This is a genomic window from Microtetraspora glauca (assembly GCF_040656155.1).
Taxonomy (GTDB): Bacteria; Actinomycetota; Actinomycetes; order Streptosporangiales; family Streptosporangiaceae; genus Microtetraspora; species Microtetraspora glauca.
Window position 1 is genome coordinate 19,037 of sequence record NZ_JBFALK010000002.1, and the last position, 13,546, is coordinate 32,582.

The 13,546-nt window shown below is 70.6% G+C and carries 16 protein-coding genes and 1 tRNA gene; 15 read left to right on the top strand and 2 right to left on the bottom strand.

Features of this window, described 5'->3' with window-relative positions:
• The first annotated feature begins 13 nt into the window (after positions 1–13).
• Both proB and AB0I59_RS03320 read left to right on the top strand, forming a co-directional pair.
• A complete protein-coding gene (gene proB, locus AB0I59_RS03315; RefSeq protein ID WP_358129541.1) occupies positions 14–1,132 on the top strand; it encodes a glutamate 5-kinase in 1,119 nt (372 codons plus the stop codon).
• Between the two features lie 16 nt (positions 1,133–1,148).
• Positions 1,149–2,405 carry a glutamate-5-semialdehyde dehydrogenase gene (locus tag AB0I59_RS03320; RefSeq protein ID WP_061257317.1) on the top strand — a complete coding sequence of 419 codons (1,257 nt, stop codon included), beginning with the start codon at positions 1,149–1,151 and terminating at the stop codon, positions 2,403–2,405.
• A gap of 56 nt (positions 2,406–2,461) precedes the next feature.
• On the opposite strand, the gene AB0I59_RS03325 is transcribed toward AB0I59_RS03320, so the two are convergent.
• Entirely contained in the window at positions 2,462–3,136 is a 675-nt protein-coding gene (locus AB0I59_RS03325) for a LuxR C-terminal-related transcriptional regulator (protein WP_061257318.1), read from the bottom strand.
• Between the two features lie 195 nt (positions 3,137–3,331).
• Here AB0I59_RS03325 and AB0I59_RS03330 point away from each other — a divergent pair, with 195 nt between their 5' ends.
• The 3 genes from AB0I59_RS03330 to AB0I59_RS03340 are packed head-to-tail and all read left to right on the top strand — an operon-like array spanning position 3,332 to position 5,432.
• The gene (locus AB0I59_RS03330; protein ID WP_228643672.1) at positions 3,332–3,499 is read left to right on the top strand and encodes a hypothetical protein; all 168 of its coding nucleotides are present in this window, start codon (positions 3,332–3,334) and stop codon (positions 3,497–3,499) included.
• Complete coding sequence (locus AB0I59_RS03335; RefSeq protein ID WP_061257319.1) at positions 3,499–3,927, top strand: DoxX family protein; 429 nt, start codon at positions 3,499–3,501, stop codon at positions 3,925–3,927. The genes AB0I59_RS03330 and AB0I59_RS03335 overlap by 1 nt, the downstream gene beginning before the upstream one ends.
• A gap of 59 nt (positions 3,928–3,986) precedes the next feature.
• A complete protein-coding gene (locus AB0I59_RS03340; RefSeq protein ID WP_358129545.1) occupies positions 3,987–5,432 on the top strand; it encodes a serine/threonine-protein kinase in 1,446 nt (481 codons plus the stop codon).
• Between the two features lie 84 nt (positions 5,433–5,516).
• Here the strand turns inward: AB0I59_RS03340 and AB0I59_RS03345 are convergent, their stop codons facing one another.
• Complete coding sequence (locus AB0I59_RS03345) at positions 5,517–6,527, bottom strand: M48 family metallopeptidase (RefSeq protein WP_358129548.1); 1,011 nt, start codon at positions 6,525–6,527, stop codon at positions 5,517–5,519.
• Between the two features lie 97 nt (positions 6,528–6,624).
• On the opposite strand from AB0I59_RS03345, the gene nadD reads away from it, so the two are divergent.
• From nadD to AB0I59_RS03395, 10 genes are all read left to right on the top strand, one after another.
• Positions 6,625–7,236, top strand: coding sequence for a nicotinate-nucleotide adenylyltransferase (nadD, locus tag AB0I59_RS03350; RefSeq protein WP_061257321.1), 612 nt, complete (start codon positions 6,625–6,627; stop codon positions 7,234–7,236).
• A gap of 233 nt (positions 7,237–7,469) precedes the next feature.
• Positions 7,470–7,874 (top strand): ribosome silencing factor, encoded by a 405-nt coding sequence (gene rsfS, locus AB0I59_RS03355; protein WP_061257508.1) that lies wholly within the window; start codon positions 7,470–7,472, stop codon positions 7,872–7,874.
• A 34-nt stretch (positions 7,875–7,908) separates the two neighbouring features.
• Positions 7,909–8,544 carry a histidine phosphatase family protein gene (locus tag AB0I59_RS03360; protein WP_061257322.1) on the top strand — a complete coding sequence of 212 codons (636 nt, stop codon included), beginning with the start codon at positions 7,909–7,911 and terminating at the stop codon, positions 8,542–8,544.
• A gap of 96 nt (positions 8,545–8,640) precedes the next feature.
• A tRNA-Ala gene (locus AB0I59_RS03365) sits at positions 8,641–8,713 on the top strand.
• A gap of 109 nt (positions 8,714–8,822) precedes the next feature.
• Entirely contained in the window at positions 8,823–9,179 is a 357-nt protein-coding gene (locus tag AB0I59_RS03370) for a hypothetical protein (protein WP_061257323.1), read from the top strand.
• On the top strand, positions 9,176–9,580 hold the full coding sequence (locus AB0I59_RS03375; protein ID WP_358129553.1) for a hypothetical protein: 405 nt from the start codon (positions 9,176–9,178) through the stop codon (positions 9,578–9,580). The genes AB0I59_RS03370 and AB0I59_RS03375 overlap by 4 nt, the downstream gene beginning before the upstream one ends.
• Positions 9,581–9,636: 56 nt before the next feature.
• Complete coding sequence (locus AB0I59_RS03380) at positions 9,637–10,248, top strand: SRPBCC family protein (RefSeq protein WP_358129556.1); 612 nt, start codon at positions 9,637–9,639, stop codon at positions 10,246–10,248.
• A gap of 134 nt (positions 10,249–10,382) precedes the next feature.
• On the top strand, positions 10,383–11,573 hold the full coding sequence (locus tag AB0I59_RS03385) for a CynX/NimT family MFS transporter (RefSeq protein ID WP_061257325.1): 1,191 nt from the start codon (positions 10,383–10,385) through the stop codon (positions 11,571–11,573).
• A gap of 105 nt (positions 11,574–11,678) precedes the next feature.
• A complete protein-coding gene (locus AB0I59_RS03390; protein ID WP_358129559.1) occupies positions 11,679–12,470 on the top strand; it encodes an SAM-dependent methyltransferase in 792 nt (263 codons plus the stop codon).
• Between the two features lie 252 nt (positions 12,471–12,722).
• Complete coding sequence (locus AB0I59_RS03395) at positions 12,723–13,496, top strand: dienelactone hydrolase family protein (RefSeq protein ID WP_061257326.1); 774 nt, start codon at positions 12,723–12,725, stop codon at positions 13,494–13,496.
• Positions 13,497–13,546 lie beyond the last annotated feature (50 nt).

Genomic DNA, 13,546 nt, shown 5'->3' on the forward strand with positions numbered 1-13,546 from the left:
AGGGGATGGGCGGATGAGCAGGGAGCAGGTCGGTACGGCCGCGCGGCTGGTCGTCAAGGTGGGGTCGTCGTCGCTGACGACCCCACAGGGCACCATCGACGTGGACCGGGTGGACGCGCTGGTCGACGTGCTGGCCGCGCGCCGGCTGGCGGGCGGGCAGATCGTGCTGGTCTCCTCCGGCGCGATCGCGGCGGGACTCGGCCCGCTCGGGCTCAGGAGCCGTCCCAAGGACCTGGCCACCCAGCAGGCGGCGGCCTCCGTCGGCCAGGGCGTGCTCGTCGCCCGTTACACCTCGTCCTTCGCGAGGTACGGTCTGCGGGTCGGCCAGGTGCTGCTGACCGCGGACGACATGATGCGCAGGTCCCATTACCGCAACGCGCGGCGCACGCTGGCGCGGCTGCTTGAGCTCGGCATCGTCCCCGTGGTCAACGAGAACGACACCGTGGCGACCGACGAGATCCGGTTCGGTGACAACGACCGGCTCGCCGCGCTGGTCGCCCACGTCACGTACGCGGACGCGATGGTCCTGCTCTCCGACGTGGACGCCCTGTACGACGGCGACCCGCGCAGGGACGGAGCCCGGCGGATCACCGAGGTCCGCGGGCCCGAGGACCTGGAGGGCGTCGAGCTGGGCACGTCCGGCCGGGTCGGCACCGGCGGCATGGTCACGAAGGTGCAGGCCGCCCGCATCGCCACCGGCGCCGGGGTCCCCGTCGTCCTCACCGCGGCCGCGCACGCCGCGCACGCGCTGGCCGGTGACGACGTCGGCACCTATTTCCATCCGGTGGGCCGCCATCCCGGCACGCGGCTGCTCTGGCTGGCCCACGCCGCCACCGGCCAGGGGCGGCTCCACCTCGACGAAGGCGCGGTCGAGGCGGTCGTCGGGCGGCGCAAGTCCCTGCTTCCCGCGGGTGTCGTCAAGGTCGAGGGCGACTTCTCCGCGGGCGACCCGGTGGACCTCTGCGGTCCGGCCGGCGTCGTCGTGGCCCGCGGGCTGGTCAACTACGACGCGAGCGAGATCCCCGAGCTGCTCGGCCGCTCCACCCGGGAGCTGGCCAGGGTGCTCGGTCCGGAATACGAGCGCGAGCTGATCCACCGGGACGACATCGTCATACTGGGGCACCACCACTAGTTCTGGAGTGCGGAGCATGTCTGAGGTAGAAGACTTCCTGAAGGTCGCCCGCGCGGCGAAGGACGCCGCCACCGTGCTGGCCCCGCTGCCGCGCGCGCCGAAGGACCTCGCGCTCCGCGCCGTCGCGGACGCCCTGGTGGCCCGTTCGGCCGAGATCGTCGAGGCGAACGCCGCCGACGTGGAGAAGGCCCGCGCGGGCGGCGTGTCCGAGGCGATGATCGACCGCCTACGGCTCGACACCGGCCGGATCGAGAAGATCGCGGCTGCCGTGCGCGAGGTGGCCGAGCTGCCCGATCCCGTCGGCGAGGTGGTGCGGGGCAGCACGCTGCCCAACGGGCTGGAGCTGCGCCAGGTGCGGGTGCCGCTCGGGGTCATCGGCATCATCTACGAGGGCCGGCCCAACGTGACCGTGGACGCGGCGGCGCTGTGCCTCAAGAGCGGCAACGCCGTGCTGCTGCGCGGCTCCTCCAGCGCGTACTCCTCGAACACCGTCCTCGTGCGGATCATGCAGGATGCGCTGGCGGCGACGGAGGTGCCCGCCGCGGCGGTGCAGCTCGTCCCGGGGCAGACGCGGGAGTCGGCCAAGCAGCTGATGAGGGCCCGCGGCCTGGTGGACGTGCTGATCCCGCGCGGTGGCGCGTCACTGATCAACAGTGTGGTGGAGGAGTCCACTGTGCCCGTCATCGAGACCGGCGTGGGCAACTGCCACGTGTACGTGGACGCCGACGCCGACATCGAGACGGCGCTCTCGATCCTGATCAACGCGAAGGCGCAGCGGCCTTCGGTGTGCAACGCGGCCGAGACGCTCCTCGTGCACGCCGACATCGCCGGGGAGTTCCTGCCGCGGGCCCTCACGGCGCTCAAGGACGCGGGCGTGACCGTCCACGGCGACGAGCGGGTGCGCGCGCACGGCGCCGACGTCGTGGCGGCCACCGAGGAGGACTTCTTCGCCGAGTACCTCTCGCTGGACATCGCCGCGGCCGTCGTCGACTCGCTCGATGACGCCGTCCGGCACATCAGGACGTACGGCTCGGGCCACACCGACGCGATCGTCACCCGATCGCAGCGGGCGGCGCGCAGGTTCGTGGCGACCGTGGACTCGGCCGCGGTCGCGGTCAACGCCTCCACCCGGTTCACCGACGGCGGAGAGTTCGGGTTCGGCGCCGAGATCGGCATCTCGACGCAGAAGCTGCACGCTCGCGGCCCGATGGGCCTGCCCGAGCTCACGTCCACCAAGTGGATCTACACCGGCGACGGGCACGTCCGAGGGTAGCCGCCGACCGGAGCCGCTCCGGACCCGGACGGGGTCCGGAGCGGACGCGTTCCGGGTCAGACGTGGGTGAGGAGGAGGCGTGAGCCGAGGCCCGCGTCCCTGGCCCGCAGCGCGGCGTCCACGCGGGTGGGTGCCTCCAGCTTGTTGAGCACGTTGCTGACGTGGTTGCGCACGGTCTTGGGGGCCAGGCACAGCTCTCTTGCGATCTCGGCGTTGGAACGGCCGTCGGCCAGGTATTCGAGCACCTCGCGTTCGCGCTGGGTCAGCCCGGGGAACGGCATACGCATCACGGGGGCGCTGAGGTGGGCCAGCAGCCGCGTCCCGACGCCCCGGCCGAACACCATCTGTCCCAGCGCGACGGAGCGGAGCGCCGCCGCGACCTCGCCGGGTTCGGAGCCCTTGAGCAGGTGCCCGTAGGTCCCGGCCCTGAGGGCGGTGAGCAGGTTCCTCCCGTCGTCTCCTGTGCCCAGCGTGAGGACCCGTACGGCGGGACATCTGCGGGTCAGGTAGTCGACGACCTCTGGCATGGCGACGTCGATGAGGGCGACGCGGGGGCGGAGCCGTGCGGCGAGCCGCATCGCGTCGATGGGCTCCGAGGCGGTCCCCGTGACGGTGATGTCCGTGCAGTCGTGGAGTGCGGACCGGATCCCCTCGAGGTACAGGGGATGCTCGTCGGCTATCACGACGGTGACCTGTCCGGTGCCCCGCCCGGTCGTGCGATCGGTGTCCATTGAGGTGAACCACCGCTTTCTTGGTTGTGTTCTCCCGATTGCCGCCGCACGCGTTCCCCCGGTGCGACGGACTACCCCCAAGGATTGTCTAGGGCGCTTGAGAATGACTTGTGGTTGCCTTCACCGGGGCCAATGTTGCGCAAAGTATCCAGCGTGTCACTAGGGGAGGCGACGCGGTGGGGCTTGGCTGTGCGCATGGAGATTGTGGTCGCCCTTTGCATGGCCGTCGGCGTGGTCGTCGCCGCCGACCGGCTCATGCTGTGGCTGGAGAGCCGTGGGCACGTCAACTGGCGGCGCACCGGGCCCCGAAGGCTGAACGCGGAGCCCGAGACGGAGCTGGAGCTCCTGCTGAAGGACTCGTGATGAAGCGGGTGCTCTACGCCGTCGTCGCGTTGATCGGCAGGTCGGTGCTCGGGGTCATCTTCGTCACACACGGCTGGGAGAAGTACAGCAACGGCGTCGACGCCACGTCCGAGCAGTTCGCCACGGCGGGCATTCCGATGCCGAGCGTCTCGGCGATGTTCGCCATCCTCGCCGAACTCGGCGGTGGCTCACTGCTCATCCTGGGGCTGCTCACGTCCGTCGCGGGAGTCGCCGTGAGCATGGTGGCCGCGGGGGCGTTCCTGTACGTCCACGTGCCGCACGGGCCCGGTGACGGCGGCCTCGAACTGGTGCTCGCGCTGGGTGCGCTGGCTCTGGTCATCGCGGTCGCGGGACCGGGCTGGCTGAGCCTCGATCATCTGCTCGCCGAGCGCCGGCGGAGGGAGGGGGCCGTCCCCGTCTCGGCCTGATATCCGCCCGGCGTGCCTCCCCGGATTTGTCCCCGGAGGCCACTATGGTTGTCCCTCCTATGGGTGGACGTCTGGGGCGGGTCGGCCCGTACGCGCTGCTGGAGCGGCTGGGCCGGGGCGGCATGGGCGAGGTCTACCTCGCGGCCAACCGCCGGGGCGAGCAGGTCGCCGTGAAGATGCTCCGCGACCCGCTCGGCGACGATCCTGACGCCCGATTACGCCTTGAGCGTGAGGTACGGGCCCTGCGGAGGGTGGAGAGTCCGTACGTCGCGCAGGTCCTGGACGCCGACCTGTCGGGCGACCGGCCCTATCTCGTGATGGAGCACATCGAGGGCGAAACCCTGCTCGACGCGGTGCGCCGGGCGGGGCCGCTCGCCGAGTGCGACCTGATCTCGCTCGCCCAGGGGCTCGCGACCGCTTTGGCGATCACGCATGCCGCCGGTGTCGTGCATCGCGACCTCAAACCGGCGAACGTCCTGATGGGCGTGGACGGGCCGGTGCTGATCGACTTCGGGATCGCCCAGGTCCTCGACGCGACCAGGCTGACCATGACGGGGACCTTCCTCGGCACTCCCGGTTACGCGGCGCCCGAGCTTTTCGCCGACGAGACCGTGGGACAACCGGCCGACGTGCACGCCTGGGCGGCGACGGTGGCGTTCGCCGCCACCGGACGGCCCACCTTCGGCAGGGGGACCGTGGAGTCCCAGATGTACGCGATCCTGCACGGCCAGGCGGACCTGGCCGGAGTGCCCGCCGCGCTGCTGCCGCTGATCCGGGCGGCCTTGCATCGCGACCCGAGCAGGCGTCCCACGGCCGCCGTGCTGGCCGACCGGCTGGCCCGGCTCGCCCGCGCCTCCGCCGAACCGGCGTTCACGAGCGGTGGGCGACGCCGTGCCGCGCCTGAAGAGCCGGAGGAGACGCACGACGGGAGCAGGGCCAGGATCCGGGACAGGAGTGCGGACAAGGCCGCGGCGGACACCGCGCCGGGCCTTCCCACCGGCAGCGCCGCGCTTTTGGTGCTCGCGCTGCTCGCGGTCCCGTGCGTGGTGGTGTCGCTCGTGTTCCCTCTCGCCACGTTCGCGATCACAGGGACGCTCGCGGTCCTCACCAGGGCTCTGTGGAGCGGTCACTGGCTGGTGCGCAAGCGGGAGTCGCCCCGGGTGCGGGGCCTCCTGCGGGTGCTGACCTTTCCCCTGACCCTGGCGGGCTCGCTCGTCTCGGCCGTGGCCTGGCCCGGGCTGCCCGCCGCGGCAGCGGCCTTCGCCGCGCTCTGGCTCACGGCCGGAGCACGCCTGGAACCCGAGTGGTGGACCCAGGCGGTGCCCGTGACGGTCGCGGGGATCGCCTTCGGCGTCGTCACCGGCGGGATCATCGGCCGTGAGGTCGAGCGCGTCGGCGCTCGGGTGCCCGAACTGCGGAGAGAGGGCTTGCGGGCGCTCGCCGTGCTCGGCGGCTTCGTCGCGTTGTGCGCGGCTGCCGTGCGAGCGGTGGCGTTCTTCGTCTAGGTATCCGTCCGAACTCCGGACGGGATGGATCCGTCGGCGACTGTGTCGCCGTGCCGTCCGGGGGGCGCCCCCCGGACCCGGCTCCTAGTTCTCCCTGCGGGCGAACTTGTTGAAGATGCGCTCACCGGCGTTGACCGCGCCCTCGGCGACGTCGCGCAGGACGCCGATGAAGGGGTCCTGGGACTGGGACCACGACTCGCGGTAGGAGTTGGCGGCGGCCTTGACCTCTTCAGTGATCTTGGCGTTGGCGTCGTCCTCGCGGCGTGGGTAGTTCCCGGCCAGGATGTTCTCGTACTCGCCGGTGCGGCGCCAGCGGTCGAGTTCGGCGACCCGGGTGACCGCGAACGGGTGGGTCGTGCCGATCAGGTTGAGGACCTTGAGCAGGCCGTCGCGGACGTCGCCGCCGGTGTCGTACTCGCGGGCCTGGTCGAGGAACGCCTCGATGTTCATCTCGTGCAGGCGGGAGCCTCCGGCCAGCTTCATCAGGGCGCGCAGCGCGGCGTCGGGGTCCTGCCCGGCGAGCAGGCCGCCGCCGTCGGCCGACATCTCGGCCTTGCGCTGCCACTCCTCCAGGGCGGCCACGATGACCCGCAGGCCGATGTAACCGAGCGGGATCCAGGCCACCCGGGTGGCCAGGCGGGTGAGGATCGCCAGCATCGTGCCGTAGACGGCGTGGCCCGACAGGATGTGGGAGGTCTCGTGCCCGATGACGAAGCGGAGCTCCTCCTCGTCCATCAGGTCGAGCAGGCCGGTCGAGACCACGATGAACGGCTCGTCGAAGCCGATGGCCATGGCGGACACCTGAGGATCCTGCTGCACGTAGATCTCGGGGATCCGGTGCAGGTCGAGGATGTACGCGCTGTCGCGGCCCATGTCGTGGAGCGCGCGGAACTGCGTGTCCGTCGTGCGCACCGCGGAGGCCAGGAACATCAGGCGCAGGCGGCGCTCGCTGAACAGGCCGGACATGCGCTTGAGCACCGAGTCGAATCCGCTGAGCGAACGCATCGCGACGAGCGCGGAACGGTCGGCGGGGTGTTCGTAGGCGCGGGAGCTGATGCCGGGCAGCTGCACGCGATTGCGATCGGGAGTGGTCATGCTCCGCATGCTATGTCGGTGGAACGGGCCGCGCGCGGGAGAGTGATTTAGAGGGGTAGTTCCGGTCTAGTACGACTTGCAGGCTAGGGTCCGTTTCATGAGAAACGGGGCGGCGACCAGACGGCTGGGCATCATGGGAGGGACGTTCGACCCGATCCATCATGGTCACCTCGTGGCCGCGAGCGAGGTGGCGCACCACTTCCGGCTTGATGAGGTGGTGTTCGTACCCACCGGGCAACCGTGGCAGAAGGCCGACAAGACGGTCACCGCCGCCGAGGACCGCTACCTGATGACGGTGATCGCGACGGCGTCGAATCCCCGTTTCTCAGTAAGCCGGGTCGACATCGACCGTCCGGGGCCGACGTACACGATCGACACGTTGCGCGATATCGCGTCCATATACGGACCGGATGTGGAGCTGTACTTCATCACCGGCGCCGACGCACTCGCGCAGATCCTGAGCTGGCGGGACGTGGACGAGCTGTTCACGATCGCCCACTTCGTCGGTTGTGACCGTCCGGGGCACGCGCTGCTCGACCCCGGCCTCCCCGAAGGCAGGGTGAGTCTGATCGAGATCCCGGCGCTGTCGATCTCCTCGACGGAATGCCGTGAGCGGGTCGCCGCGGGGGAGCCCATCTGGTACCTCGTACCCGACGGGATCGTCCAGTACATCAACAAGCGGGGCCTCTACCGCGACGCGGAGGGGTGACCTGACGGGCGTCGAGGCGCTGCTCAGGGGCCCGGCGGGCGGCTGACGGGCGCGGGGCCCCGGACGAGGATCGAGGGGTGGAATCGGTAGCCCGGTGGCGTACGTTGATACGGCGGGAGTGCGTCCGGATAGGGTCGGGCGCGAAAACGGGATTGAATCACCCGCCGTCCGGTGGGCACCCTTGGAGGAGCCGATCGGAACGCGTGCCCGGCAATGGAGGACAGAACCACATCGTGACCGCATCTGAGAGATCGCTTCAGCTCGTGAGCGTGGCCGCCGAGGCCGCCGCGGAGAAGCTGGCCGACGACATCATCGCCTATGACGTGAGCGAGCAGCTCGTCATCACCGACGCCTTCCTGCTCTGCTCCGCCTCCAACGACCGTCAGGTCCGCGCGATCGTGGACGAGATCGAGGACAGGCTCCGCATCGAGGCCGACGCCAAGCCGGTCCGCCGCGAGGGCGAGCGTGAGGGGCGCTGGGTGCTCCTCGACTACATCGACATCGTCGTTCACGTCCAGCACGAAGAGGAGCGCACCTTCTACGCCCTGGAGCGGCTCTGGAAGGACTGCCCCTCGATCGAGCTTCCGGAGAGCGTCACCAAGGTGGCCGCGCAGCGGGCCGGCGGGGCGGCCCGGTGACCGAACGCCTCAAACCGGCGGCGGGGAGGCCCGCGTGATCCGGCGGGTGGTCTGTCTGCGCCACGGCCAGACGAAATGGAACGTCGAACAACGCTTTCAGGGCCACAGCGACATCCCGCTGGACAGGACCGGGGTGGCCCAGGCGGCCCGGGCGGCGTCCCTGCTGGCCGCGCTGAAGCCCACGGCGATCGTCTCCTCCGACCTGCAACGCGCCTACGACACCGGAGCCGCCCTCGGCAGGCTCACCGGCCTCGGCGTGCAGGTGGACAAGGAGCTGCGCGAACGCGGCGGCGGCGCCTGGGAGGGGCTGACCCGCGAGGAGATCAAGGCGGGCTGGCCGGCCGAGTTCGAGGCGTGGGAGGCCCCGGGCGGTGAGGTGGTGGCCGACGTCGCCGACCGCGTCTCGGAGGCGATCCGGCGCTGGGTCGCCCGCCTTCCGGACGACGGCCTGCTGGTCGTCGCCTCCCACGGCGCGGCGCTCCGGCTCGGCATCGCCCGCCTCCTCGGCCTGCCCGAGGAGCTGTGGTCCGCCCTGGGCGGGCTCGGCAACTGCTCGTGGTCCGTCCTGGAGGAGGGCCGTCGAGGTTGGCGGCTGCTCGAGCACAACGCGGGAACGCTTCCCGAGCCCGTGAGCAGCGACGACAGGCCGGAAGCGGAAACCGACCGCTGACGCGTGCGGTTCCCTCCAGGTGTCGATTAGGTAAACGGCAAATGGTCGCTATATGCTCCTCGGGCGCCGCGTCGAGAAGACTCGAAGCGGTGACCAGGGGCTATAGCGCAGCTGGTAGCGCACCTCCATGGCATGGAGGGGGTCTGGGGTTCGAATCCCCATAGCTCCACCCATCTTTCGCGGCCCAGGCCGCGCGACAGACCACCGCCGGAGGCGAAATCCGGGGCGGCCGGTGGTGGCGGTAACCTACTGGCCATGCTCCCGACCCCTGACGCGCGATGATCGGTGCCTATTCCGGCTGGCTGATCGGCGCGGCCCTCCTGCTCGCCCTGATCAGTCTGATCACGGCCATCCGGAACCGGCCCATGGGCATCGTCCTGCTTGCCGGGCTCGCGCTCATCGAGGTGGCCCTGCTCGTACAGGCGGGCCTGGCGGTGACGCGGCTGTCCGACCTGGAGCAGGAGACGGCCACCTTCGTCGGCTATCTCGCCGGGACCGTTGTGATCCCGCCCGCCGCCGTGTGGTGGGGCAAGGCGGAGCGCACCCGCTGGGGCCCCGGCGTCATCGCGGTCGCCGGGTTCACCGTCGCGGTCATGACGGGACGGCTCCTCCAACTCTGGAACGGTACGGCGTGAGCGCTCAGGTGACATCGGGGCCGGGCCGGGTCCTCGTCGCCGTCTACGGCGTGTTCGCCCTCGCGGCCACCGCGCGCGCCGCCGTGCAGATCGCGACGCGGTTCGGCGAGGCGCCGCTGGCGTACCTGCTCTCGGCGTTCGCCGCCGTGGTGTACATCCTGCTCACCGTGGCCCTGGCCCGCGGGGAGCGGCGGCTCGCCCTGACGGCCTGCGTCGTCGAACTGTCGGGCGTGCTGATCGTCGGCACGCTCAGCCTCGTCGACTCCGCGGCGTTCCCGCATGCGACGGTGTGGTCGGGCTACGGCGCCGGCTACCTCTTCGTGCCGCTCGTGCTGCCGATCCTCGGGTTGTTCTGGTTGCGTCGCCGCGCCGTCGTGACCCGTACCGGCGAATCGGACTAGAGCGGGTCACACGGGGCAGGGCAATCCTCCGAACCCACGAGGACAGGAGGAGAGGCATGAGCTCGATCGAACACTCGGTCAACGTGAACGTCCCGGTGCGCACCGCCTACAACCAGTGGACCCAGTTCGAGAGCTTCCCCGAGTTCATGGAAGGCGTGGACTCCGTCAAGCAGGTCACCGACACCCGGACGTACTGGGTCGTCGAGATCGGCGGCATCCGGCGCGAGTTCGACGCGGAGATCACCGAGCAGCATCCGGACGAGCGGGTGGCCTGGCGCTCGCTGGACCGGCCGCACCAGTCCGGGGTGGTGACGTTCCACCGCCTCGACGACGATCACTCGCGTGTCACGCTCCAGCTGGCGTACGACCCCGAGGGCGTGGCCGAGACCGCGGCCGACGTGCTGCAGATCGTACACAGAAGGGTCAAGGGCGACCTGGAGCGGTTCAAGACCTTCATCGAGTCGCGCGGCACCGAGAGCGGTGGCTGGCGCGGTGACATCCCGGCCCCCCATCAGGAGGGCGGATCCGGCACCGGATACGACATCGGCGAGCCGATGCCGCCCCAGCCGGTGAACCCGCAGTACCCGCCCCAGTCCCCGCTCCCCGCGCCCGGTCCCGGACCGGTTCCGCCGGTCGGCGGCCCGGGAACGCGCCTGCCGCGTACCTGACCTGCGCGCCCCGGCACGCCGGAGTGCCCGTACGGGTGTTACAGCAGTGTTCGCGGTTCATGTCGGGAACACGCCCTCTGGTATGGTTGTCGAATCATAGGATGAATCGACACTGAAAGAGGGTTGTCACCGGCATGACCGCCGTCGTCGTACGCAGGGGCAGATCGGGATCGGTCGCCTGGCTCGTCGGGCTCGGTATCGTTCTCGCGGCGCTCAATCTGCGGACCGCCGTGACCAGCGTGGGCCCCGTGCTCGACCAGGTGAGCGCGGGCCTCGGCATGTCGGGCGTGGCGAGCGGGCTGCTCACCACGCTGCCGGTGCTCTGTTTCGCCCTCTTCGGGGCGATGACCCCGGCGCTCTCCCACCGGGTGGGCGAGCACCGACTGCTCCTGACCGCGCTCGTTCTGCTCGGGGCGGGGCTGTTGCTGCGCTCCGCGGTGCAGAGTTCGGGCGTGTTTCTCGCGGCCAGCGTGGTGGCGCTGTCCGGCGGCGCGATCGGCAACGTGCTGATCCCGACGCTGATCAAGCGCCACTTCCCCGCGCGGGCCGGGATGATGACCACTGTCTACTCGACGGCCATGGCCGTCGGGACCATGCTCGCCGCCGCCGCGACCGTGCCCATCCAGCGGGCCGCGGGAGGCAACTGGCACGTGGCACTCGGTGTGTGGGCGGCTCTGGCCGCCGTGTCCGCCATTCCGTGGCTTGCGCTCGCGCGCAGTGAGCCGGAGCGGCACCGGGTACGCGGGACGGGACTCGGCGAGCTGGCGCGCAGCAGGCTGGCCTGGGCGATCGCCGCGTACTTCGGCACCCAGTCCCTCATCGCGTACGTCATGTTCGGCTGGCTTCCCCAGCTGCTGCAGGACAACGGGTACACGTCGGGGCAGGCGGGAACGATCCTCGCGGTGTTCACCGGTCTGGGCATCCCGATCTCGATGCTCGTCCCGGCGCTCGCCGCCCGGATGGCCGACCAGCGGTTGCTGGTCATCGGGTTCGGCGCCGCGTACGTGATCGGGTTCGCCGGGCTCCTGACCGGGCACGCGCTCTGGGCGTGGACGATCGTCGTGGGCATCGGCATGGGCTCCTTCCCGCTCGCGCTGGCGATGCTCGCGCTGCGCGCCCGTACGGCCGAGGCCACGGCGGCGCTGTCCGCCTTCGGGCAGAGCGCCGGTTACCTGATCGCCGGCGCCGGCCCGCTCGCCGTGGGCGTGCTGTACGAGGTCAGCGGCGGCTGGACGATGCCGTTCGTGCTGTTGTTCGCCGTGGTCGCCGCCCAGATGGTGGCCGGCTGGTACGCGGGGGCGCAGAGGGTCATCGAGGACGAATGACACCGGTGCGGCTTGCGTCTCCACGGGGGCGGCGCAAGCCACACAAAAGTGGATAGTTCGCCAGCGATACCCCTTACGATCATTCCCAAAACCTGAGGAGTGATCGTGTCTGACCCCATTGCCCCGGCCGGTGTGAACCCGCAGATCCCCAACGCCGCCCGCATGTACGACTACTACCTGGGCGGCAAGGACAACTTCGCCGTCGACAGGGAGATGGGCGATCTCGTGCTGGGGATCTTCCCCCAGATGCGGGAGATCGCGCTCCAGAGCCGCGAGGCGATCCGGGAGATCGTCGAGCATCTCGCGGGGCAGGGGATCAGGCAGTTCCTCGACCTCGGATCCGGCATGCCGACCCGGGAGAACGTCCACGAGATCGCCACGCGGGTCGCGCCGGACGCCCGCGTGGTCTATGTGGACCACGACGAGGTCGTCTGCGCGCACGGCCGCGCCCTGCTCGCCGAGCCGGAGCGTGTGGCCATGGTGCACGCGGACGTGCGCGACCCGAAGAGCGTCCTCGACCACCCCGAGGTGCGCGCGGTGATCGACTTCGATCAGCCGGTCGGCGTGCTGATGATGTTCCTGCTGCACCTCGTCCCCGACGAGGACCGGCCGCACGAGTTCGTCGCGGAGTACCGCGCGGCGCTCGCGCCGGGCAGCTACCTGGCGGTCGCGCACGCGGGGAGCGACGCCAAGCCGGAGACGATGGCCCGGATCACCAAGCTCTACGAGCAGGCCAACTCCCCGTTCCGGCCGCGCTCGCGGGACGAGGTCGCCGCCTTCTTCGGTGACTTCGAGCTGATCGCCCCATGGGATCTGACCACCCCCGAGGACCTGCCCATGTTCATGGACGAGGACCTGGCCAAGACCGGCTACTGCGGGCTGGGCCGTAAGCGCTGAATCTCTCCCGTTCACCAGGGGTGCCGGAGTCGGTGGGCGCGGGCCGCGCCTGCCGGCGGAGGGGGTCGGTCGGCATCGCTGGAGCGGCGGTTCCGCGCGGAGCCCCCGCCGACCCCGCGAATTCGCACACAGAAATGCGATGTTTATCGAACGGTGGCCGGTAATTTATTTCCCTCTGTTATGATAAGCATATTCACTATTATCCGTCATTAGCATTGTGGGCGTAATTCCGATCCGAAAGGGAATCCGCCTGTGTGCTATGACGCCGATGCCGTGCCGCCGATCCACGGAGCGCCCGTAACGACCGCCGGTTCCACGCGCCTCCCGCTGACCTCCGCCGACGGCGCCGAGTTCGCGGCGTATCTCTCCCGCCCCGGTCGGGCGTCCGGAACGGGCGTGCTGGTGCTGCCCGACAACCGCGGGCTGTCCGGCTTCTACGAGCAGCTCACCGTCCGGCTCGCCGAACAGGGCCACCACGCGCTCGCGATCGACTACTTCGGCCGGACGGCGGGCACCGAACCGCGCGACCCCGACGCGTTCCCCTTCATGGAGCATCTCGGCGCGCTCACGAGAGACGGCCTGTACGCCGACATCGCCGCCGGGGCGGACCGGCTGAGGCGGGAGGGCTGCGCGGCGGTGGTCTCGCTCGGCTTCTGTTTCGGCGGCCGGATGGCGTTCACGTCGGCCCTACCCCGGTTCGGCCTGGCCGGAGCGATCGGACTGTACGGATATCCCGGCGTGCTCTTCGGGGCGGCGGGACCCACGCAGTTGGCGCCCGAGCTGGAGGCGCCCATCCTCGCGATGTTCGGGGGAGGGGACGAGGGCATCCCCGCCGACATGGTCGCCGCGTTCGGCGCGGCGCTCACGGACGCGGGCGTCGAACACGAGATCGTCACCTATCCGGGCGCGCCGCACGGGTTCTTCGAACTCGGGATGGAGGAGTTCGCCGGGGCCTGTGCGGACGCCTGGACGCGCACCCTCGCGTTCCTGGCCGGGCATCGCCCGGCCGCGACGGCCGGGGCGTGAACAAGAGTGGCCGCCCGAGGCGACCTGACCTCGCCTCGGGCGACCACCAT